This is a genomic window from Gimesia aquarii (genome assembly GCF_007748175.1).
GTDB lineage: Bacteria > Planctomycetota > Planctomycetia > Planctomycetales > Planctomycetaceae > Gimesia > Gimesia aquarii_A.
The window spans coordinates 4,468,120-4,492,120 of record NZ_CP037422.1 but is presented as its reverse complement, the minus strand read 5'-3'; the positions used below and the strand labels follow the sequence as shown (position 1 = coordinate 4,492,120).

General features: G+C 43.9%; 20 protein-coding genes. 10 read left to right on the top strand and 10 right to left on the bottom strand.

Annotated features, from left to right (window positions below; all coding sequences use genetic code 11):
* Positions 1 to 220: 220 nt before the first annotated feature.
* The 4 genes from V202x_RS17080 to V202x_RS17065 form a co-directional block, all read right to left on the bottom strand.
* Positions 221 to 1,036: an HAD-IIA family hydrolase gene (locus tag V202x_RS17080; protein WP_232098538.1), complete on the bottom strand. Its 816-nt coding sequence runs from the start codon at positions 1,034 to 1,036 to the stop codon at positions 221 to 223.
* A 580-nt stretch (positions 1,037 to 1,616) separates the two neighbouring features.
* Positions 1,617 to 2,060: an Hsp20/alpha crystallin family protein gene (locus V202x_RS17075; RefSeq protein ID WP_145177541.1), complete on the bottom strand. Its 444-nt coding sequence runs from the start codon at positions 2,058 to 2,060 to the stop codon at positions 1,617 to 1,619.
* A 341-nt stretch (positions 2,061 to 2,401) separates the two neighbouring features.
* Positions 2,402 to 3,814, bottom strand: coding sequence for a type I glutamate--ammonia ligase (glnA, locus tag V202x_RS17070; RefSeq protein ID WP_145177538.1), 1,413 nt, complete (start codon positions 3,812 to 3,814; stop codon positions 2,402 to 2,404).
* Between the two features lie 673 nt (positions 3,815 to 4,487).
* Complete coding sequence (locus V202x_RS17065) at positions 4,488 to 5,204, bottom strand: pyridoxine 5'-phosphate synthase (protein WP_145177535.1); 717 nt, start codon at positions 5,202 to 5,204, stop codon at positions 4,488 to 4,490.
* 326 nt (positions 5,205 to 5,530) lie between these two features.
* Here V202x_RS17065 and V202x_RS17060 point away from each other — a divergent pair, with 326 nt between their 5' ends.
* The gene (locus V202x_RS17060) at positions 5,531 to 10,132 is read left to right on the top strand and encodes a putative Ig domain-containing protein (RefSeq protein ID WP_145177532.1); all 4,602 of its coding nucleotides are present in this window, start codon (positions 5,531 to 5,533) and stop codon (positions 10,130 to 10,132) included.
* Here V202x_RS17060 and V202x_RS17055 read toward each other — a convergent pair.
* From V202x_RS17055 to V202x_RS17030, 6 genes are all read right to left on the bottom strand, one after another.
* Complete coding sequence (locus V202x_RS17055; protein ID WP_145177528.1) at positions 10,092 to 10,904, bottom strand: lysophospholipid acyltransferase family protein; 813 nt, start codon at positions 10,902 to 10,904, stop codon at positions 10,092 to 10,094. The genes V202x_RS17060 and V202x_RS17055 overlap by 41 nt on opposite strands.
* A gap of 123 nt (positions 10,905 to 11,027) precedes the next feature.
* Positions 11,028 to 12,143, bottom strand: coding sequence for a serine hydrolase domain-containing protein (locus V202x_RS17050; protein ID WP_145177525.1), 1,116 nt, complete (start codon positions 12,141 to 12,143; stop codon positions 11,028 to 11,030).
* A gap of 161 nt (positions 12,144 to 12,304) precedes the next feature.
* A complete protein-coding gene (locus tag V202x_RS17045) occupies positions 12,305 to 12,640 on the bottom strand; it encodes an STAS domain-containing protein (protein ID WP_144984944.1) in 336 nt (111 codons plus the stop codon).
* A gap of 568 nt (positions 12,641 to 13,208) precedes the next feature.
* A complete protein-coding gene (locus tag V202x_RS17040) occupies positions 13,209 to 14,510 on the bottom strand; it encodes a DUF11 domain-containing protein (RefSeq protein WP_145177522.1) in 1,302 nt (433 codons plus the stop codon).
* Between the two features lie 35 nt (positions 14,511 to 14,545).
* A complete protein-coding gene (locus V202x_RS17035; protein WP_145177519.1) occupies positions 14,546 to 15,292 on the bottom strand; it encodes a hypothetical protein in 747 nt (248 codons plus the stop codon).
* A 157-nt stretch (positions 15,293 to 15,449) separates the two neighbouring features.
* Positions 15,450 to 16,586 (bottom strand): hypothetical protein, encoded by a 1,137-nt coding sequence (locus tag V202x_RS17030; RefSeq protein WP_232098536.1) that lies wholly within the window; start codon positions 16,584 to 16,586, stop codon positions 15,450 to 15,452.
* Between the two features lie 324 nt (positions 16,587 to 16,910).
* On the opposite strand from V202x_RS17030, the gene V202x_RS17025 reads away from it, so the two are divergent.
* The 9 genes from V202x_RS17025 to V202x_RS16985 all read left to right on the top strand — a co-directional run bounded on the left by V202x_RS17025 (position 16,911) and on the right by V202x_RS16985 (position 23,995).
* The gene (locus V202x_RS17025) at positions 16,911 to 17,885 is read left to right on the top strand and encodes a LolA family protein (protein WP_145177516.1); all 975 of its coding nucleotides are present in this window, start codon (positions 16,911 to 16,913) and stop codon (positions 17,883 to 17,885) included.
* 201 nt (positions 17,886 to 18,086) lie between these two features.
* Positions 18,087 to 19,109: a hypothetical protein gene (locus tag V202x_RS17020; RefSeq protein ID WP_145177513.1), complete on the top strand. Its 1,023-nt coding sequence runs from the start codon at positions 18,087 to 18,089 to the stop codon at positions 19,107 to 19,109.
* 67 nt (positions 19,110 to 19,176) lie between these two features.
* Positions 19,177 to 19,743, top strand: a complete 567-nt coding sequence (lspA, locus tag V202x_RS17015; protein ID WP_145177510.1) for a signal peptidase II — start codon at positions 19,177 to 19,179, stop codon at positions 19,741 to 19,743.
* Positions 19,744 to 19,769: 26 nt separating this feature from the next.
* A complete protein-coding gene (locus V202x_RS17010) occupies positions 19,770 to 20,828 on the top strand; it encodes a tetratricopeptide repeat protein (RefSeq protein WP_145177507.1) in 1,059 nt (352 codons plus the stop codon).
* A gap of 34 nt (positions 20,829 to 20,862) precedes the next feature.
* Entirely contained in the window at positions 20,863 to 21,720 is an 858-nt protein-coding gene (locus V202x_RS17005; RefSeq protein ID WP_145177504.1) for a MotA/TolQ/ExbB proton channel family protein, read from the top strand.
* Positions 21,717 to 22,133, top strand: coding sequence for an ExbD/TolR family protein (locus V202x_RS17000; RefSeq protein ID WP_144984920.1), 417 nt, complete (start codon positions 21,717 to 21,719; stop codon positions 22,131 to 22,133). Before V202x_RS17005 ends, V202x_RS17000 begins: the two co-directional genes overlap by 4 nt.
* A 12-nt stretch (positions 22,134 to 22,145) precedes the next feature.
* Positions 22,146 to 22,610: an ExbD/TolR family protein gene (locus V202x_RS16995; protein WP_145177501.1), complete on the top strand. Its 465-nt coding sequence runs from the start codon at positions 22,146 to 22,148 to the stop codon at positions 22,608 to 22,610.
* A gap of 32 nt (positions 22,611 to 22,642) precedes the next feature.
* Positions 22,643 to 23,416, top strand: coding sequence for a TatD family hydrolase (locus V202x_RS16990; protein WP_145177498.1), 774 nt, complete (start codon positions 22,643 to 22,645; stop codon positions 23,414 to 23,416).
* A 180-nt stretch (positions 23,417 to 23,596) separates the two neighbouring features.
* A complete protein-coding gene (locus V202x_RS16985; RefSeq protein ID WP_145177495.1) occupies positions 23,597 to 23,995 on the top strand; it encodes a hypothetical protein in 399 nt (132 codons plus the stop codon).
* Positions 23,996 to 24,001 lie beyond the last annotated feature (6 nt).

Below are 24,001 nucleotides of genomic sequence, written 5' to 3'. Positions count from 1 at the left end.
TATTCCTGCTGCGATTTGCCCTCTGTATTCAATTCAAAGGCAGTTCGCGTCGTTCAAACATGATTCTTGTAAACGTAGTGATAGATCTATTTAATCGCCTCATTTTCAGGAATTGTAACGTACCGTTAGAAATACCTCAATGCGCGCGAGAACCGGTTCCCTCTGAATGAGGGTGCTTTTATACCGCTAAAAGGAAATGCCACGGTCGACATTTAAAAAATCAGGCGAGTAAGCGTTCGACTTTAGGAAATCGTGACTGATCCAGATGAAAGAATTCTTCTTTGTTTAAATCGGCAATACTTTCAACGACGAGATCGGGCTGATAGGCATAATAATCTAAATCAGTCAATGAGGTTCCACCTGATAAAACCAGTACAGAACGATATCCCATCTCCACACCACCTAGAATATCCGTTTCCATTGTGTCGCCAATCATTGTGGTTTGAGCAGAAGAAATCTCCAATTCCTGTCTTGCACTGCGCATCATAACAGGACTCGGCTTTCCCACGCTGAAAGCTTTTTTCTTAGTAGCCGCTTCCAACATTGCGACAATGGCTCCACACCCAGGTCTGAGACCATTTTGCGTTGGACAGTTGGGATCCATATTAGTGGCAATTAATTTTGCTCCATTTTCAATCATGCGTACAGCGGCTTCGATCATTTCGAAGTTCATCGACCTGCCTTCGCCAACGACAACATAATCGGGATCATGATCAACTATAGAATATCCATTGCGATGCAGAGCATGGAGCAGACCTCCTTCTCCAATAACGTAAGCTGTTCCATCGGGCTTACTCTGTGCAAGAAATCGGGCAGTTGCCATCGCACAGGTAAAAATATGTTCTTCACCCACCGTGATTCCCATACGGGATAATTTCGTGACGACATCCCTGCGAGTTCTTTGACTGTTATTGGTCAAAAAAATGAAAGGGAGATCTCTCTTTTTTAATTCATTAATAAATTCGACTGCCCCATCGATCAGGTCAGTCCCACGGTAAATCACACCATCCATGTCAATTAAGTATCCTGGTAACATTAGTTACGGTCCTTGAATCATTAAATTGAGTCAAAACTCATATAGGAAAGCTTCAGATGCAGGCGGGCGCTCATTGAAAAACTCAATGTTTGAATCGAGACATGGGAAGGCAACTATCTCGAGGAGAGACCAAAGTATTGAAAATTTACTTATACTTGGATTCCCAAATCACCATTAGAACAATTTATATTCATTCGCATCTGCTGAAGCGTTTTAGCGCATTAAAAACAAACATTCTTAAGAATTGCAATTGCTGTGCCGTATTAGATCAGGTAAATCAAAACTGAATTGTCATAACACCACATAAACACTTATGACTTCTGCACTTTCAAACTTTTGTAACCGCAATCATTGGTCAGAAAACCATGAAATCTTTACCAGGACCTCACACTGACAGTTGATCAAGACTTAGCGTTTAAGCGAAACTGCCCAGGAATTAGACAAGCTGAATTTACTGGATCAACCAAAAAAACGATAACATTTCATGCATGATGGAATCAAAAACCCCGATTGCCTTTTTAGAAAAGACAATCGGGGCCGCAACGAACAATCTGTTAATCAATTAAAAATTTACCAGTGTTTATTCTGACTGCGATGAATCCTTAATTTCGATACTCTTCGGCTGCAAGTCCGGTTTTTTATCCAGGACAATGGTTAAAACACCCGCATCAATCGTTGCATTCACCGAAGTGGGATCTACCCAATCCGGAAGCTGGATCACACGCTTGAATTTCCCAAATCGACGTTCATTATGTAGATATTCACGGTTTTCGACAGTATTGCGTTCGCCTGTCAGAATAAGGTGACCATCCTGAATATCGAGTGACAATTCTTCCTTTTTCATACCGGGAACATCAAGGGCGACATGATACTTGCTTTCTTCTTCCCAAACCGAAAGTGGAGAGTACGCACCTTCACATCCAGCTAATGACTTGCCAAACATTTGACTGAAAGCATCATCCAGCTCTGAACGAAGATTAGCAGAAAAAGGAAATCCTAATTTGTGAGTTCGTGTACTTAACATGACTTTTGCTCCTTTACTGACATACTTTTTATCGTTTTCTAGATCTTTAAAGGACCTTTTCAACACAACTTTGATGATAAGCTATAGAGCATAGAACATGCCAAATCTGTCAGAAAAAGAAGCAAAAAACATAAATAGTTTTAAAACAAATACTTAAGAAAAAATAATATTTGCTCAAACATATGAGCCACTCCAAAAAAGTGCCATTTTGGCTGAAATAATCGCCATACAGCAACTGCCATTTTGTCAGTAATTATCTATTCATTAAAAAACTCGCAGGAAATCAAATGATTCACTGCGAGTTGTTTTTTACTTCAATGTTTGCTTAATCTACCAAACGTTTACGCGTTATAGTAGAGATCAAATTCGTAAGGATGAGGTCGTAAACGAATCGGATCCAACTCCTCTGTTCGCTTATACTCAATAAAGGATTTGATCAGATCTTCGCTGAAGACATCGCCAGCTGTCAAGAAGGCGTGATCTCCTTCCAGCGCGTCCAGAGCTTCTTCCAGTGACTTGGGAGCCACATTAGTTTCCGCCAATTCTTCCGGAGTCATGTCATAGATATCACGATCCAAAGGCTCACCAGGATCAATTTTGTTCTGAACGCCATCAATCATCGCCATCATCAAAGCAGTAAAGCTGAGATAACCATTGGCCGTTGGATCGGGACAACGGAACTCAACACGCTTCGCCTTGGGGCTACCAGAATACATTGGGATACGACAGGAAGCAGATCGGTTACGCTGGCTCATGGCCAGTGTTACGGGTGCTTCGAAGCCAGGTACCAGTCGATGGAAGCTGTTGGCGGTTGGATTTGACAAAGCAATCAATGCACGGCCATGTTTGAGAATTCCACCAATGGCATTCAAAGCCAACTCACTCATGCCGGCATAGCCATCACCATACATCAAAGTATCTCCCCCCTTCCAGAGTGAGATATGCGTATGCATTCCGGACCCATTGTCTTCAAAGACGGGCTTAGGCATAAACGTGACTGTTTTGCCATTGCGTTTCGCAACGTTTTTAATCACATACTTGTACCACATGAACTGATCGGCCATTTGTAGTAGTGGTGCGAATTCCATATCAATTTCGCACTGACCGGCAGTCGCCACTTCATGGTGATGTGCTTCGACAACGATCCCCAGTTTTATCAACTCTTCAACCATTTCAGCACGCAAGTCACCATAGGTATCAAGAGGTGATACAGGAAAATATCCCCCTTTATAGCCTACTTTATGCCCCAAGTTGGCCTCTTCGGACCTACCTGTATTCCAGGCAGCTTCCGAAGAATCAATCTCGTACATCGCCCCGCGTTGGTTCGAAAGATAACGGACATCGTCAAAGACAAAAAATTCAGGCTCGGGCCCAATAAAGCAAGTGTCTGCAATGCCTGTTTGTTTCAGATAGGCAAGACCGTTTTTCGCAACATTACGAGGATCTTTGTTATAATCCTCTTTGGTAATGGGATCCACAATATCAGCCAGTACGCTGACGGTAGGCTGCTTGAAAAAAGGATCCATTTTCACGGTTGAAGCATCGGGTACGGCAAGCATGTCTGAACTGTCAATTGTCTGCCAACCACGAATGGAAGAACCGTCAAAACCAACACCATCTTCAAAAGTACTCTCGTCCCAAGTACTAATGGGGTACGAACAATGCTGCCAGGTGCCAAAGATATCGGTAAACTTCAGGTCTACCATTTTAGCGCCGTTTTTTTCTGCAAATGCAAAAAAGTCTTTGGGAGTCATCGCAAACTGCTCCTCTAAATGTCTGAGTGAAATCGCAGGCGTAGAGATCCGTCATACCCTGTCCTGCTAAGAACCGACCATATCCACAATAAGTTAAAGCAAAGTTTGTAGAGGGAAGAGAAATTTTGTCCCACTACTGAAAAAGCAATCCATTGAAAATCGAAACCATAAAGATTTCGAAACACTTTTCCCCTTACTCATTTTGCGTGAGTCGTAAATAAGTTGTTTCAACCAACAATGTGATTTCAGAAACGCAACTCACAATTCCCTGGTTACTTAAATTCATCATGATTTTAAGTAGATCGGTTGGAAAAATAGCGATTGCAGGAATTCGCAACCATACCGAAACCCAAAGGCACATGTTCAAGATACAAGCACACGCGATGTCGACGGAACCTTCCGGTGATGTATCTCGTTCGTATAGCAGACCACCGTAACGAATCAATCAAAAGAAATCTACTGTCAGACACCAGTCTCTTTGAAATCTGTGCTGGATTCGAGATTTCATAACTCCTGATCTACAAATAAGCTTGGTGGCTTTTAATGATTACCAAAAATAGTCAATCAAAACCGCACAAGTCAAACAAGAAACCCGAATTACTAAACTATTTTAATAAAAAATAAATCAGTTGGCCTCGCAGGAATATCTTGGGTGAGAATCTTGGTTAAGAGCCTAACTTGTAATCAAAGCTTTCATCTCACGCACCGCCTGTTCCATTCCCACCAAAACTGCTCGAGATACAATACTGTGACCAATGTTTAACTCACTCACATTTGGTATCGATGCTATCTTTGAGACATTACGATACGTTAACCCATGTCCCATATGCAGCTTTAATCCCTGTTGAATGGTAAATTCAGAGGCATTGACCAGTGTTTCATATTCTATCTGCTGATCATCTGCCGAAGTAGCATCAGCGTAACGGCCTGTATGCAGTTCGACTCCTTGAACTCCCAGATTTTTCGCAGCAGCGATTTGATCCACGTCTGGATCAATAAAAATACTGACCTCAATGCCTGCCTCTTTTAACTGATCGATGCAATGTCTGATCCGGTCTGAATTTGTGATGACGTCCAGCCCTCCTTCTGTCGTCAGTTCCTCTCTTTTTTCTGGAACCAATGAAACCTGATCGGGACGTACATCCAGAGCGATATTCGTCATTTCTGCTTCTGCTGCCATTTCCAGATTCAACTTAACCTGTACCGTTTTCTTCATGGTATAAAGATCGTGATCCTGAATATGTCGTCGATCTTCCCGCAGGTGCAACGTAATCCCATCAGCACCGCCCAATTCCGCCAGAACTCCTGCCCAAACCGGATCTGGCTCATAAGTTAAGCGTGCCTGACGAACTGTGGCAACATGATCAATATTCACACCTAAAGCTGGCATAGCTAGTTGGCTTTCTTAATAAAGCAGATGACAGATCAGTTAAAAGCATCAAATTCTTCGAAAATCAGAACGAGAGCTTGTCCGTAGTATCGACAAGCAAGGGCCGAAATAGTTCTCAAAAATGACAGGTTCAATCCTCTTATATTATTGGTTTTTCCAAGAATAGCCAGAAATGGAATCTCAGAATTTCCAGGGATCTCATCAATTACCTTAGAAAATTCAACCTTTTTGTCGCAGTCGGGACTATCTGACGAATCTCTTAATAATCACCCACCAGCTTTGAGCTCGCTTTTAACCCTTGACACAAATTCAGCAACGAGATTTTCATGCTATTTGACAGATTCAGCAATTTTTATCAGTATTTTGTGTTGTTATTTTGCCGTAACTTTCGAAAACAATTTGAAAAACGACCTAAAAGATCCAGAGGGCGTCGCAGTTTCGCTCCTACACATTCGATTGCACAAATCGAAATTCTGGAAGACAGACAATTACTGGCTGCCGACGATTTAACCGATCTGAACGATGACTTTGATAATGCGGCTTCAATCGCAAATTGGCAGAGAATCAACCAGACAGAAGGTTGGAATGCTGACCAGCTTGAAACCTGGGATATCAATCAAACTCAAGCAGGAAGAATGGTCCTGGCACCTTACACAACTTCCTGGTTTGAATCGTATCGTGGTCCTTTAGTTTTTAAAGAAATCACTGGAGACTTCGTCATTACAACTCAGGTCAATATCTCTGACCGAGATGATATCGGTGACAGTGATCTGAATGATATTCCCAATGGTTCCACTTTTTCACTAGCGGGGTTAATGATTCGAACTCCAAGAGATATTCAAAACCCGGCTGTCGACTGGACACCAGGGTCGTTTGCGGATGATGGAACAAATAATGGAGAGAACTACATCTTTCTTTCATTGGGTTTCGGGAACTCTGGAAACCAATTTCAAATGGAAACAAAAACGACTCGCAACAGTAATTCATCTTTGGTTCTGCAAGATAGAGGTGACAACTCTGTGATCAACCTTCAAATTGCTCGAATCGGGGAGAATGTCTTCACACTCTACCAAGTTCCAGGCGAAGACTGGGTTCTTGATAACCGTTATCATCGACCGGACATGCCGGAAACACTCCAGGCAGGCATGGTTGCCTATTCCGACTGGGGCAAAGTCAGTGATTATGATCCTTTCGATCATAATAATAACGTACTCCAACCCGGAGGCTTTGATCCAACTCCTTTCGAGGCCTTCGAACCTGATATTGTTGCAGGATTTGAATATATTCAGTTTGATCGTCCTGAAGTACCAGAATACCTTCAGGGCATTGACTTGCGTACTCAAACCACGAATTTACAAATGCTGTCCTTTTTAGGTGACAATGTCAATTCGCCAGTTATTCCCAACCAGGACACAGCTCCGCCGATGCAGGTAGGGATGAATCTGGAGGGAATCGCAGATTGGAGTTCCGCCTGGACGTTTACAGATATGGCGCACACAATGCGTACCTGGAACAGTGTCGCTCTAAATCTGACGACATTCCAATCACAGTGGGGTTCGACCTTATTTGACATTGAGTTAGATGAGCATGGCTGGCCAACGCAAACCCATCAAACAGTTAACGAAGCAGGACAAACGATTATTCAACAGTTCGTTGCCCCGATTTTGACAGGAGACGTCAATCCTGCAGGCATCTATCGGGCAGAATGGGATGGTGAAGCAACGGTTCTATTACCAGGAGTAATTGAACAAGGCACCACTTCAGAGGGACGTCACTACGCACTTCTGGATTTAGTTGAAAACCAGGATATTTTACTGACAATTCGAGATATCGACCCCACCAATCACTTTCGAAATTTCAATCTCTGGATGCCTGACTACAACGGCCAAAGTTTTGTTGGTCAAGATTGGCAGCCCGGCGATGACTTCTCTCCCTTCCATCCTTTATTTCTGGAACGCCTGGCCCCCTTTGACACTCTTCGATTTATGGACTGGATGGAAACCAATGAAACCGACGTCGTTACCTGGGAAGATCGTGCCCGGCTCGAAGACGCTACCTACCACGGTGGCAATGATCCCAATGATTTTCATAACGGCATTGCTCCCGAGTATATGATTGAACTCTCTAATACCCTGAACGCGAACGCCTGGTTCAATATGCCTCACCAGGCAAACGACGACTTCGTAAGAAACTTTGCCGAAATGGTACGAGACAACCTTGACCCGGAACTAACCATATATGTCGAATGGTCCAATGAAATCTGGAACTATGCCTATGGTTTTCATGCCAGCTTCTGGATTCAAGATCAACTTGCATTGCCTGAAAATGCAGGAATAAACTGGTATGAGTTTGCCGCCAGTCAAATTCAACAGGATTTTGCGATCTGGCAAGAGGTATTCGCCGGGCAGGAAGACCGAATCGTAAGAGTTGTGGCTGGCCAGCAGTCGAACCCAGCCGTGTTGGCAGGGTTGCTGCCCGCCATGAATGGCAATTTTGATGCCATTTCCGTTACCGGCTATGCTGGACTGGGATTTGAACAACTCGCCAGTTTTGACGAGTCTACGACAGTCGATGATGTCATCGACACGGTATTGGAAGAAACGATTCTCTGGAGCCTGTCTCGTCTAATCGATCACCAGAATCTCGCTGATCAATACTCGCAGATTTTGGGAAGAGAAATCGATTTGGTCACATATGAAGGGGGCTCTCATCCGGATGCTTACGGCTGGCCTGTGCAAGAGGTCGTCCATGCAGCTTCGCGCAGTCCTCGCATGTCGGAAATTTATCAGGCGCTGTTAAACGGTGCGGACCTGATTGGCGTTGATCTGTTTAATCAATTTACCTTCACAGGAGGAGGTTTCTCTGCACCCTGGGGAGACTGGGGGCTGTTACACACCATGGACCAGCCACTGGAAACGTCATTTGAATATCAAACGATTGTCGATTTCATTAACAGCCAGACCCCCGAAGTTTTGCCGGTCGTCAACATTGAATCAACTGTCTCCAGCGTTGATGAATCAGGTGAAGAACAACTTGTGTATACACTCACTCGCAGTGATGATCAGATTGATGCTCCCTTGACCGTCGGCTATCAGGTTTCAGGCACAGCCACTTCCGGTTCCGATTTCGTTAGTTTAACAGGCGAAGTGACATTTAATGCAAACGAGTCGTCTGTCACGATTCTGGTAACAGTTCTGGAGGATTTACAAGATGAAAATGAGGAAACCATTCAAATCCAATTACTGGACCAGAACACCTATCATTTGGGAGATTTAATTCAGGCCAGTGGGTCGATTATTGATAATGATTTTACAAACATAGCACCTGTTGTCTCACCAATTCCAGATCAAATCATTGCTGAAGAAGAAACCTTTTCTCTCTTTGTCAACAGCTATGTTTCCGATGTGAATTCAACAGACGGTGATCAAATCATTTTGACTGCCATGTTGGCTGATGGAGCAGGATTGCCTGATTGGTTAGAGTTCCATTCGCAAACTGGAGAGCTCATTGGGACTCCCAATTTGGGTAGTGCAGGCATCTTTGAAATTGAAATTAGTGCCATAGATTTAGCTGGTCTGGAATCAAGTACAACCTTTCAACTGACTGTTACCCCCGTTCCGGTCACACAGTACGAGATGCGCGTAGTAAATACTCCCACAACGACTACTGCGAATGGTGAGGTAGCAAACCTTCCACCAATTGAAACCGTTTTAACAGAGTGGCAATCCTATTGGATCGAGGTCTGGGCGAGTGTTCCTAATTCATCTGACCACGGTATCGAATCATATTCATTCAACCTGCATTACAATTCTAATTTCACAACAGCATCAAACATCGAATATGGACCGGCATTTTTAGAAGAACAGTCCGGACAGATCGATGACGAAACAGGAACCATTCAGAGCATCAGTGCACGCACTAGTTTGACTGATGTTGGCGATGATCAATTTGTGTTGCTTGCACGAATTCAGTTTACGTCAACAGCCAATGATCAGGTCAACCTGGATCTTGAATCGCCAGGTATTGGTCCTTATCAGGCAGAATTTTTGATCGAACAAGCCAACTTACAATTGACTGATCAAGCAGAGAGTCAAATGGAAGCGATCAACCTTGCAAAAGTGGAGTTCTGGGCTATTCCCTATGATGCTAATGATGATGATATGATCAATTTTAGAGATCTGATGTTATTCGCATCGACCTATGGTTCTAATGTCTCTAATTCAAATTCACCTTTTGCCTGGTTTATGGATTATAATCAATCAGGAACTGTGAATTTTCGAGACTTGATCTTTTTAGCAGAAAACTATGGTAAATCAAAATTCAATAATTCTCATGTCACATTCCCTTCTGGTTTTCCTGATACCTGGGCTCCACAAAGCTTAATCATGGATATTGCTCATCCCGTTCAACCACAAATGGAAATCACATCGATGACAATCGAAGAAGTGAATTCGACCGCGCACGAAGCGGTCCAAATTTATTCAGAGTCTGCTTCATTGAGCGAACGAAGCAGACCCAATAACACAAAATTTGAAATTGCTGATATTACAGAAAATACGCTGGCCACAGCAATGCCGGGAAGAATTGTGTTTGATATTTCCGTGGGTGGCTATGGATGGTTTGTCTATAATAGCCCATGGGATCACTCTGAATTTAATGTTGCAAACTCATATGAGTTGGAAGCGTTTACCAATTCAAAAGTATCTTTACCTATCGATTTACTGACCGTCATATTCCATGATTTAAAACATCTTTTAGAACACCAACATGAAACATCAGGTCTCATGCATGCAAGACTCTCACCTGGAATTCGCCGACTGCCTGATGAAATTCCTCATGCTGCAACTCACTTCAATGAAGATCACCTACACGAATCCGATCAATTCTTCAGTTCGCTGAAAGATAATGATCTTCAGGCATTTGGATAAGCTGTTTGTTTTCCTCAGAAGTTGGACTTCCCAGATATACGGTATCACCAAGCGAAGCAAGTTGCTGCATCATAAGTGTGGTGACCTCTTCTAAGACTTCCCGTGAGGCACGACGACCATAATAGTCGGACAGATCAATCGGTTCTCCATATACAACTGAAGCATTGGAAAAAGAATAGAAAGGTTCTATCATATTCTTGCCACGTGGAGAATTATTGATATAAACAGGGTAGACAGGAGCTTTTGAGCGAAGAGCTAAAAAGGCAATACCAGAATTGGCGTGTGCAATGGGACGAGGATCCTGAATCCCTCCCTCTGGAAAGACTCCAATCATCTCTCCCTGCTTTAGTTTACGAAGTGCTTCGCGTACTGGTACCACATCACGACCATCGCGGTCTACAGGAATTGAATGCATGGCCCTTGAGATCCACCCGACCAATCCGGGTAGCTCATAATATTCTCGCGCCATTAAAAAACTGATACATCGCAGCCGTTTTTGAGGACTTCCCAAATGAGAGTTATACCAGAGAATGATGGGATCAACGGGACTACGATGATTGGCAATAATAATCGCCGCAGAATCCCCTGGAAAAGGGCAACGACGGTTCGCCTTAATGCCCCAAAGGCCTGGGGCATAAACACGAGTAATCGCAAATAAAATCCAAGCCCGCCAACCGTCGGGAAGCCTGGCAGCCTGATAGACGATAATTGTCAAGACTACTAAAGCGTAAACAACGAGTGTCAGGATGCTGATGTATTCTGGATTCATCATCAAAATTCATACAAAACAAAACTGTCATCTACGAAACATTGAGTGGTCACTTTGAAGTCAGGGATTATAATCTGTTAAAAAAAAATAAGGCAATATCAACCAGAATATACAAAAGAATACATCTCAACCTTCAATGGCAGAGACGATCGCATTTGTAATTCGAGCCAGAAATCGACCATGTGGCTCTTGGGGTTGTGTGGTCAGAATTATGGCAGAAGTTTCTAATTCTGGATCAATCCATAAAAGCGTACCTGTGGCACCACCATGTCCGTAAGTGGAAGTGGAGAGTAAGTCTCCATAATAATCACTCTTTGTATTCGACACCATTTGCCATCCAAGCCCCCAGCCTTTGCCCTCTTTTTCAGTCGCCGATAGTCCGGAAATTGTCGCTAGTTGATCTTTAGTTGCTTTCAAAATGGTACGATGGGAAAAGAGCCGCTTTTGTTGAAAAACACCGCGATTTTTAAGCATCTCAACAAGCTTTCCCAGGTCAGAAATAGTCGTTAAAAGCCCTCCCCAGGGTGCGCCAAACCCTCTCCAGTAGGGACTGTTCCAATCCCAATCTGGTTCAATATCCAGTTCGTCAGGGATTCGGATCTCAACAATCCGCTCGACTTTCGGTTGATCTCCTTCATACCACTCTTCTGGAACCCCAAGCGAAGTGTCCTTCATTCCCATAGGTTGAAATAACACCTGATTCAGATATTCAGCACACGAAAGGCCAGTGATACGTTGGATGACCTCACTGAGAATAGCAATTCCTGTACTTTGATATTGCACAATTCTTCCCGGTGGTTCATCGGGAGAAAGCTGGCAAATTTGTTTTACAAATTCTGAAAGTGGGGCGTTCGCTGAGCGAAGCTCGCGGTTATTGGGTAACATGTCAGGCAACCCCGAGGTATGGGTCATCAGATGTCGAATCGTGATTCCATGCTTTCCCGCACAACCGAACTCAGGTATGAATTGCTTCACCCGGTCTCCCAGCAGTAATTCACCTTCCTCCAGTAATTTGAGTACCCCCAGTACGACAATTGGCTTTGTAATTGAAGCGATTAAAAAAATGGCGTCTTCACGAAGCGTGTCTCCGTTGTCGTTGAGTCGTTGTCGCCCTCTAGAATAAAGTCGTGATGTCTCTTTCACATTGACTTGTAAAGCAATCGCAGGTACCTGGTTCGTATTACAAAAATGATCGATCAGTTTCTCAACAGCGTGCCAGCGTTCAGGATTTATTTGAGGCATTCGTTCCCGCAGTAATTTTTAAAGTACATTTTAGACATAGGAAGCAGCCTTCAGATTAATCACTCCATCAGAATTTGGAAAGTAAATAGAAAGTCTGGGTATAAAAAAAGCGAAAGCTGACATGAATCAGCCTTCGCTGTATTTTGGACTTTTGTTAATCGTTAATAGGGGATCTCTACATCATGCAGTTGCATGAATTGGTTCAGCTTCGTGATTTCCAACACGTCCCGAATATCATCAGAAGGATTATAGAGATGAATCTCGATATCGAGGTCTCTCATGGAAGCTAGTAACCCGAGCATACCGCTGGGAATGAGTTTGACACCTGTCAAATCAAGAGCCAGAGTTTCGCAATCATGATCTCTTACTAATTCCAACAACTCATCTCGAATATCCTTCACACTGAAAGTATCAAGAATGTCTCTACCACCAAAACCTGCGACACAAAGTGGTCCTACGTGATAAACTTGGAGGATCCCCCCCTGTTGAACTGTCATAAGTCAAACCCCTTCATTTAAAGAAAAATGAGGCGAAGCTAAGAAAATGAAAAACAAAAATTCGATAATATTTACAAGTATACTTCGCGTCATGATTTGATTTATCGGCAATTTGTGTGCCAATGACGACATCTATACAAAATATTCTTAATCCTGCATTATAAATCAAAGGTTTCATCTCTAAATCAATTAGAAATCGGTACTTTAAGGTTTATCAAGTTAAGACTCATGAACCATTCTTGAGTCACGTCTGCATAAAACACTGCAGTAAAATACCTCAAACTGTTGAAATTTGAAACAGAGTTATCTGAGTCAGTGCTTTTTAAAAAGCACCTGCCATTTCTTTAATCAATTCAGGTACTCCTTATGGATCAAAAACAACGTTCGCATTAGAACAATGCAATCCAAAAACTTCTGAATCGTCTTTTTAATAAAAGCCTATTAAAAAATAAGCCCGCTATGCAAAGCTGCATAGTGGGCTTGGATTCGCGGGAATCCACAAAGTGTTTTCTAAAGGACTTCGTCAAATCGTAAGTTTAACAACTACTTCTTACTATTTTTTGTGAGCTTACCGAACACGTGTCTGGAAGGTGACCACACCTCCTTGATGACCTTCAACAGGCTCATCTACTTCAAATGTGAGAATTAAACTGCCTTCCAAATTATCTTCAACAACCAAACGTCCTTTTCGGTCTGAAGTGGCACTATCCTGAATATATTCCAACCGTGGTGTTAAGTTATCGATGATCTTGATTCCTTCTACATCGAAATCACCTATATTTTCGTATTTGATCGTGAAGGTAATCACATCACCAGACTCAGCATTTTTCTTATCTGCCATTTTGATCAGACGCAGGTTACCTTCAGTTTTCCGCTTGTCTTCAATACCAATGTATTCTTCTGGTTTAACAGCACTTTTGGACTGGTGAGCCGATCGTTCCCGAATCGCGATAACCGGAAACTGTGTGCGAGACCAAATTGCAGCTGCCTGTATCTGATAAGCAATCCGTGCTTCATCAGACTGTCGAAATTGTCCACCGGTCTCTGTACCTGTATCCTGGAACAAATTACTCAACTTAGTATGACCACTGATGTAGGCAGTTTGCCCCACTGAACCCTGTTGACGTTCAGTTTCAACACCACTGGCACGAGAACGCATACGAATTCCCTCCAGCTGCTCCCGCTGTTTGTGTTGTGTAATAACCGTTCGTGCCTCTAAACCAACACCATGAACTGTGTCTTCTGTTGTTGCCAATGCATCAACCGAAGTCCCGGACAATGGTGAACTGGCAGTACGAATGGCAGCAAACCGAGGTGCATAAACGGCAACCCGATTTGATTTTTTGACTTCTTGTTTACCTTTGTGAGTTTGGTATTCCACAATGGTGTCTTCAGTATCTAACCCGAGACGACTAAATTCATCATAATGAACCGGTTTTTGCCGATCTCCTCCATCAAACAGATATTCATCCGGGTACATCTCAACAACTGCAGGATCACTACCAGCAGGGAGTGCAAAATCTCTCTGCTCTGCAGGGGAAAATTCACAGTAGGGAGGCCGTGCTTGCGCTAAAGCAGTGGCAGGCTGATGATGGGCCACCTGTTGAACTGGAGGGGGGACGGAAGCATTCTGTGCAGGAGCTGAAAGACGAATTGCTCCTACTTTTGTATCAAAGTCGGCGTGTTGAACAGCTGGTGTTTTTTCTTCAATCTGCTCAGGAATTTGTTTTTCCCAAGGCATGGAAACTCGGAAAGGTGAAATACTGGAACATCCATGACTAGCAGTCACCAACACCATCATCGCAACCGCTGAGCACAAACGCAGCGTTTGTGATGCTCTTCTTTCCATTCGGTTCGATAATTTTAACACAGAATTTCCTTCATTCGACTGAGATGAATTACAACTTATTTTTGACTGTTTTGACTCTTTAATTCAACGACAGGAGCACCACTACCAAAAAAAGCGGGATCCTCTCCGTGGCTGAGTGGTAAGCGGCCCCCGATGCGCATAATCAACATGGGACGTCCCAGCAAATCCGCTTCAGCAATCAAATTTTTCTGAGCTGAAATCGAATCTGTTGGCTGTTTTTCATACTGTTTCGGTACGGCTGTCTGAGGGCGTTCAAGATAAACGACCTTCGTTACCATTCTGTTAGAAAGTACGAGCGCGATATCTTCCTGAGTGATACTAACGGGAACAGGATATTGCTCTGCTAAACCGGCAGGAGGATGTAAGCGGTCGATTAATTCAATCGTCGGATAAAGCTCAACACCTGGAAATTCGGGCATATCGCTGATTTTCAGTCGATAAACATAGCCGACTGCAAAACCAATGGAAGCAGGAGAGGCTTTCTGAATCGTCTGCTTCGGTCCATTGGGATAGAAAGTAACTGTTCCTTTTGTAGGCAGAGTCACTTTCATTGGTTGAATATAACCAGGCTGAACCTGTCCTGACAAAGCAGCCCATTGACTCGCAACCCCAGTAGGAGTGTTCTGATTCAAAGGATGATAAAATTGATTTCCAGCATTGTATTGCCTGCCTCCTCTCACCTGTTGAGACCAGGCGGAAGGTAGCTTAATGGCAAAAACGATCATGGCCATTAACAGAACCGTTAATAATCGTGATCGTTTTTGTCGTTTTAAAGTAGTCATGACTAAGAAATTCTACAATCAAATGTCCTGAAGGATGACAAAAGATGATTTAGCCGGCGAGGTAAGACAAGAGTGGAGAGAAATGAGAAGGAGGAAAAAGACAAGGGACGGCACTCCCTGAAAAAAATCAGGAAGTGCCGCATGGGTCCTGAGTCTTTTAATAACCTGGTCCTGGTGCCATGGTTCTTGGATAAGAAACTTGTCCAGGAGAATGAACCGGATGGCTTTCCGAGTATTGAACATACTTGACTGGTTTCGGCAGACTTGGTGGAGGATTCTGTTTGACGTCCACCAGGAAATGATCCACAGGTTTAGGTAATTTTGTTTTCGATACATTTCGAATGGTGTGAGACTTCAAACTGGCTGGTCCACCCAGTGGAATATGTGCAGGGCCAGGTAGTCCGATTGGTGTTCCCGTCCTGGGCATACCCCAGACAGGAGTGGGGCCCATACCAGAAATGGGATTGTAAGCAGGTTGTCCGGGTGCTCCCATGCCAGCTACCATGGTGGGTGCGGGAATGCTGTTAGCAACTCCAATTGTATCTCCGGGGATTGGCATCGGAGGCATGTGTGCTCCTGCATCTCCATCATAAGAGACCTGAGAGACCTTTTCATTATTACCTGCAGGCATTTCCAGATCCATGTTACCCATACGAAGGACAGCCATAATCGTACCTCGACGACTTGCTTCTCGGACGGGATCAACACCAGGATCCAGGCGTGTTGAAACCAAAGTTTCTACACCTGCAATCGCCAGTTCCTGAAACTTTTCTTCAGGAAGATAGATCACTTTGGTCACAAAGTTATTGCTTTCTACCTGATCCAGATCTTCTGGTGTAATTTCCAGAGGGATACTGTTATGAGATAGATAAGCATCTGTTGTAGGATGTGATGGATACACCTGCAACGAAGGATACAATGCCGGAATCGATCGGCCAGGAATGTGTGACAATTTTAACCGGTAGGTAGCTCCCTGAGTAAAATTGTAACGTCCGGGTGCTGTAAGCTGGTTTTCGGCATAGCCTTCAGCGACCTGCCAACCAACTTTCATACCTGCCGGTCCCACGAAACGGATTTGTGACGTACGAGCGGCAAATGCACTCGCAGGAGGTGGAGCCAGCATTTGTAGAACGCCAGGTCCAGGCCCATCCACCATTGGCCCCGGTCGCTGCATCATTGCAGCCGGTGGCGCAACATACTCATTTTTTGAATTCATAATCTGTTGCCCGTCGGCTGCACAGCCCACGCAAACAACAACCAATGTGCCTAAAGCCAGGAAGTAGTACTTCATCATGACCCCTTGTTCGGATACCCCTCGACGAATTATGCGACTTGCTAAGTGAAGAACCGTTCATCGCAAACGAATGCGTCGATCCATGGGAATTTGGAACTGTCGACGTTCGGTTCAAAAAAGACTCAGTTTTCAGGTCGACCCAATGCCCGAAATATCGTTAAAATACAGTTAACACCATATTTAACAGACATACTCTGAGCTACACGGTCTGTTGACTGATACACACCAGCCAACAAGAGGCAATTTGGTGGCCTCATACATCTGTTTTCGGATCATTGTGGTCTGAATCTTTGGTAAATTCGTTTTTTTCCGAACAATTAGAACATGTTACGCATTTTAACTTTCATTGCCTGTCTCCTGTGCATCGCAGGTTTTACTGAGTATTTTTCTTTTTCGTCTTGGGCCGATTCGTCGCAAGATAATACAGTTAGTAAAGATACATCCAACAAATCTGAACGTTTTCTAGCTCGCGCAGAACAAGAGCCTGATAAAAAAAGCGTTCAAAACGAGCCTGATGGACCGGAAAATAATTTGAAAAAAAATCCGACCCTGGCAATCGGATTACTGAATAAGTCGCGTGAAAAATTATTGGCCTATAGCTCAATCAGGGCACAGATCACTGAAAAAGTCTCAATTGGTCCGAAGCCATTTGTGATCAAAGGCAGCTATCTTCAAGGCAAAGATTTGAAACTACGACTCGAATTCCAGGTTCAAAGTCAGAAAAAAGATGGGAAACCCATCGGAACTTTACTGGAAATTTGCGATGGACAGGTACTTTGGACAGAACACAATATAAAAGGGAACGCACGAGTCACTCGTCGTGATGTGCAGGCAATTTTAAAACAAGCTGAATTGAACCCCAAATCTCGTCCTAACAGGTTAGTAGCAGAATTGGGTCTGGGTGGACTCCCTGGTCTACTGGCTTCTATCGAAAAGACTATGAAATTTGATAGTGTGGCTGAAAAAACAGTCAACGGTAAAACATTAACCGTCATCAATGGTACTTGGAAAAACGAGTTCCTTGCTCAGTTGAAAGGGGGAAATCCTCAGTCCCCAGTTGAGCTCCCAGCTTATGTACCAGATGCTGTGAAAATATACTTGGATCCTGAAACGCTTTTTCCACGCCGAATCGTGTACCTCAAAAAGAAAGAGGATACGATAGAAAACATGGTATCACTTAGCTTTACGAAAGTGAGTTTAAATGCCCCCATTAGTGCAACGGAATTTGCATATGAGCCACCTGATGGTGTCTTTCCGGTGGATACAACACATCAATATCTTAAACAATTAACCCAATAAATACGTAAAAGAATAAGAGAACAAGTCTGAATCTGGGTAAAATGGTAATGGTGCCATCTCCCTGTTGAAGGAGAATGGCCATTATAAGATCACTAAAACAAGTTACTTAATCTTTTATAATTTAAGGATTTAAGAAGAAACGCTTCTCTTAGAACATCTCTTTTTCCTCAACTGAAGTTAAATAAACGGACCTTTATACAGATGCCGGCAGCATTGACAGAACTTGATCACCAAACGCCACAATGGCAGAGAAATTCCCCTCTGCTGGTGGTTCCGAGTTGGGCTGCCTCTCTTGCTATCCACTCACTTCTTTTATTCATTCTCATTTCCAGTTTGAATCGTTGTGATAGTGGTCAAACAGGAGGAACTGACGGGGAACTACGCAGCGTAGGTATTTATGTCAAACAATCTCCGGACGCAGAAAAAACCGATGAAACTGAGCAAGAAACTCAAGAAGAAACGCAAAACAATTTAGCTTCCCAAACTCAAGAGCCACTCAAAGACGTTCTTGACCAGCCCCCTGTCGATCCTTTACTACCTGAACTGAACTCAAAACTTCTCGGGGCCGGACCAACGCGGGCTCCCGCAGTTCCAAACTCACCCAATTCAGATTTAACGTCAAATTTGATGTCTCCCAGTTCTGCCCTCGCTCCACCAGTGATGGGTATGGGTAATGTGAATTTTTTTGATGCCGTTGATTCAGGAAAACGATTTGTATTTGTTCTCGATTGCTCAGGCAGTATGGCAGCACCGCAGGGGGCTCCGATTCGAAAAGCTCGTTCAGAACTCATCTCCAGTCTGTCAGGCCTGACCCATCATCAGCAGTTTCAGATTATTTTCTACAATACAACCACCAGAGCAATGCAGCATCGAGGAAAATCAGCAGAGCTGCTATATGCCACTGATATCAATCGTACCCTGGCCCGTCAGTTTATTCAGAGTGTCGAACCAGATGGAGGAACCGATCATATCCCAGCTCTTAAGAGAGCTTTAAATTTTCAACCGGATGTCATATTCTTCTTAACTGATGCCAAGCATCCTCAGTTATCGAGTGCAGACCTCAATGAAATTCGCAGGCTAAACAGGGGGAAGGCAAAGATCCACTGTATTGAATTTGGAGAAGGCTTCCCAGTCATGGAAGGAAATTCACTCGAAAAGCTGGCACGACAAAATAAAGGTAGCTACCGCTACTACAACGTTCGTAAGTTTCTCAGGAATCGTTAAACTGTTCATTGATTATTCAAACTTGATTCCAGAACTAAATTTAACAATCGCAGAAAGCAATTCATTAATGTCTTCAACGGTATCCAAAGTGACTCGGTATACTCTGTTATTAGCCTGTTTGCTGTTTTGCGTCGGCTGTGATCAGGTCACAAAAAAGATCGCTGTTGAAAAGCTCAAATATGAACCGCCCATCACCTACTTCAATAATACTCTGCGCATGGAATATGCAGAAAATACTGGCGCCTTTCTCAGCGTCGGAAGCGGTCTTTCAAAACCAGTCCGGTTCTTCATGTTAGTGATTGCCAACGCAGCGTTTTTAATCATCGTGACAGGCATGCTCATTTTCCGATGGCAGATGCCCTTGGTTCAATTCATTGCCCTGTCACTTCTGCTGGCAGGCGGCATCGGGAATTTAATCGATCGCGTGTTTTTAAATGGAATTGTGATTGATTTCTTAAATATCGGCTTTGGCCCTTTGCGAACCGGTATTTTTAATGTGGCTGATATGGCGATTACCGGTGGAGCCCTGCTTATGCTGGCATCCTGGTTTTTCACGAAAGACCAATCGGGAAAAGAAAACAGTAGCGAATCCAAAACTCTTGAACCCATCACACCTTCTGCTACGGAGTCATAGAAATCTTTCGATATTGAAAGTCTAAAATGCGTACTTCTTCTCTGACAATCATGATCTGCTTTTTTTTCTTGCTGAAGGCAATGTCCGCTTCCGCACAGGACAAGATTGAAATTCGTCCCGATCATCATGTCGGCCATGCTACCTTACCTTGTACGATTCTGGATTTCACACAGTCAGAAGTCAAAGTCAAACTACTTCCCAGTGGATCTGTGCGAACATATCCGAGCTCTCAGGTTGTCAAAGTTCATACTCCTCAAACCGATCAACATCAACAAGGATTAAAACACCTTCAGGCGGGACAATTTGAAAAAGCGATCAGTTCATTCGGTGAAGCACTGAATGTTGAAAATCGAGCATGGGTTCGTCGAGAAATCCTGGCGTTGATGATCAAGGCGGCACTAAGCCAAGATGATTATTTGAAAGCAGCACTTCGGTTTCAAATGATGGTCGAAAATGAACCAAATTCTCGCCATTTCGATCTCATTCCTTTAGACTGGACGATTCAGGAAACGCTTTCTCCCGCCCGTAGTGCTGCCCGGAACTGGTTGACTTCCAACGACGAAGTCAAACAGCTAATGGGTGCGAGCATTCTACTTACCGCCCGCGATTATGAGGCCCAGGCGGAAGCGGCTTTGAGGTCATTGGCAACCAGCACAAACGTAAACGTACAACAACTGGCACGTGCCCAGCTTTGGCGAAATCGCCTAAAAGCGGGCGACTTGAGCCATCTGGAACTCCAACGCTGGGAACGAAATCTGAGTCAGATCCCGGAGCACCTGAAAGCAGGAGCCTATTTTCTTCTAGGGACTGGATATGCCTTGCTGGAACGACATGGACAAGCATCAGCTTGCTTTCTCTGGATTCCTCTGGGTTACGATTCGAATCCTCAATTGTCGGCACTCGCTAACTTGAAAGCAGCAGATTCACTGGTGGCTATGGGACAAACAGCAAATGCATTACGGCTGTATCAGGAAACGGTAGCTCGCTACCCGCATTCCGCTTCGCAACAAATCGCACAGCAAATGATTGATCAGTTATTGAAGTCTGATAGTTTCAATGAAAAACCACCAACTCAACCCAACTGATTTGAATAAAACAATTCTGGAAAAGAAACATTAGATGGATCGCAGTAAATCACTTCTAAAATATATCAGGATTGGTTTTGTCATCTTTAGCGTGACTTTGGCCACACCAGCATTCTGCCTGGCAGCCGATGAGGTTGATACATCAGGTTCAGGTATCGCAAAAGTTGATTTTCGTCAGCTAGTCGATGATGCGGGTGCCATTGGAATTATTATTGCTGTTTTGAGTGTGGCCATGGTGGCGCTTATCGTCGAACACATTATCAGTATCCGCAGCAATACCCTCATGCCTCCCGGTCTGGCGGAAGAAGTTCACTCTCTCATCACTCAGCAACAATATCGTAGTGCCGATTCGCTCTGTAAGGATAACCCCAGCTTTTTATCTTATGTACTTTCGGCTGGACTAGCAGAAGTTCAAATGGGCTATGGAGCTGTCGAGAAAGCAATGGAAGATGCCGCCATGCAGCAGTCAGCTCGTTTAAATCGCAAAATAGAATATCTGTCAGTCATTGGAACTTTATCGCCGATGCTGGGTCTCCTAGGAACGGTCTGGGGTATGATTTTAGCTTTCTCCGAATTCTCTGCTCAAGCCAACCCCGATGTTGCGGAACTGGCACCTGGAATTTCGAAAGCATTAATTACGACTCTCTTTGGCTTGAGCGTTACCGTCCCTGCACTGGCCAGCTTTGCTTTTTTCCGAAATCGGATCGATGAGCTGGTTGCTCAATCTTCTTTGCTTGCAGAACATGTCTTTGCTGATTTTAAACGATCTATCGCCGTACCCACAAAACAAACTGGAAAACCACTTCGTAAACGTCCAGAAGAAGAACTCGCACAACGTGCCAAACAACAAGTAACTCGTCCCTCTCCCCCTTCAGGAGGACAGGAAACGTGAAAATTCCAACTCGTCCTCGCCAGCCTGGAATTCGCTTTAATATTACTCCATTGATCGATATCGTTTTTCTACTAATCGTCTTTTTTCTTGCAGCAACCCATTTGACTCAGAATGATAATCTCGAAGCAGTCGAACTACCGCTTGCTTCACAAAACAAAACAGAGCCAGAAGAACCACCGCGCAGGATTATCGTCACGATCACATTAGACGAACAACTACACGTACGCGGCAAAGAAATTTCACCGGAAGAATTGGACGCAAAACTCCTTTCCATCGATGATACGAAACGAAAAGAAACGGAAGTTCGCATTCGCGGAGACCATCGAATTCCTTACCGCATTGTGGAACGCGTACTCATCGGTTGTGCCCGTGCGGGTATTTCCAATGTTCAATTCGCCGTACTGAACGAGTAAGCTTGTTTCATCATGAAAATACCTTCCCACCATAAAACACGTCATGACATACAGGACCAGGCGACCATGACGCCTATGATCGACGTTGTGTTTCTCCTGTTGATCTTTTTTATCAGTGCTTCGGCAAATCAGATTCGAGAATTTCTCTTACCGACAAAACTCGCAACGGGCAGTATCGAGTCTCCAGAAACAGTTCCTCAAGAAAAGCCACTTGGTGAAGTCTGGTTAAAACTCAAACGAGAAGGGAATCAAACCATTGTAGAATTAAATGAACGAGAGTATGCTCAGTTCGATCAATTGAAACAAACTCTGACCTCACTGGCAGAACTGGCTCCAGAGATTCCTGTCATTCTGGATATCGAAGAGGATGTTCCTTTAGGCGAAATGATTCGTACCTACGACACGAGTCTTGCTGCCGGTTTTCATTCCATTCATTTTGCCACTGACGTGAATAAAGTCGCTCCCCAAAAAAACTGAAAACGTCTCAAAATTGAAATCGCTCGTTACAGATGAAATTATTTGATACTCACGCCCACCTTGATGAAGAAGCCTTTCATCCTGACCGTCCTGAAACGATCCAACACGCAGTTGACTCGGGCGTAGAAACGATCTTAACAATCGGAACCACAGCAGAAAGTAGCCAGCGGGCCGTTGACCTCGCAGCAACTTTTCCAAATGTTTATGCAATCGTCGGCATCCAACCCAACTATGTCGCACAAATGAAAACCGGTGATTGGGAATTAATTCAAACGCTCTCCACTGCCCACAAAGTTGTTGGGATTGGAGAGACCGGCTTAGATCGCTACTGGGACTATGCTCCCATCGAATTGCAGCGTGAATACTTCGGCAAACACATCCAACTCTCCCAAAATCTAGACCTGCCTTTTGTCGTTCATTGTCGAGAAGCGGAAGAAGATATTGTCCAATTATTGCAGCAAGAAACCAACGAGACTCCTCTCAAAGGGATTATGCATTCTTTTTGTGGTAGTCCTGAGACAGCCATCGCTTGCCTCGAGCTGGGACTACATATCTCTTTTGCCGGTATGTTGACCTTCAAGAAAAATGAGGAGCTGCGTGAGACGGCACGCGAAATTCCCCTGGATCGTTTATTAGTTGAGACCGATGCTCCTTATCTGGCGCCTGTTCCCATGCGGGGAAAACGCAATGAACCTGCATTCGTTAAACATACTTGCGCCTGTCTGGCTGAAATCCATAATAAATCTCTTGAAGAGATGGCAGAAATCACTACCGCTAATGCCAAGGCACTATTTAAACTTGGGTGAGACCAATCCCTGAGTCTGCATTCCTTTTGTCTAGCCTTTATAAAATAGCGGCAGATTCTTTTAGAATCTTTTTTTCTTGAACGGGAAGGGAATCATTTCAATCTGCGCGTGCTACTGCTAGACTTACTTGAGCTATAAAGATCACTTGCGTCAATTAAACCCACAACAGGTGTTACTAGGATGGTAATGATCAAACAGTGGCTTGCGCACGCCTTCGCCGTTGAACGTCCAGAAGATTTTTCTCCATCAGACGAACAGCAAAAAATTGCTGACCGGATCTGTCAGGAAATCATTCGGAGAGATATGGTCACACTGGCAATTCTCTCGTTAGAAACCTGTCGCCCTTTAAATTATATAGGCTCTCAGGCCATTCACTTCTTCGCTCCGTTTCTCTCTATTTTAGTTGATCGAACGGCACAAAAAACGTTCGCTGAATTTCTGGAACAACGAGGGTCAATCGATTGGATGTGTCAACGATTAGAAACATTAAGTACGTCTCACGCAAACAAACAAAATGCTCCAGTAAATGAAGTATTGTCCCCAATCATTTCAGAAACAATGAGCGAGGATCATTCCTGACAATTG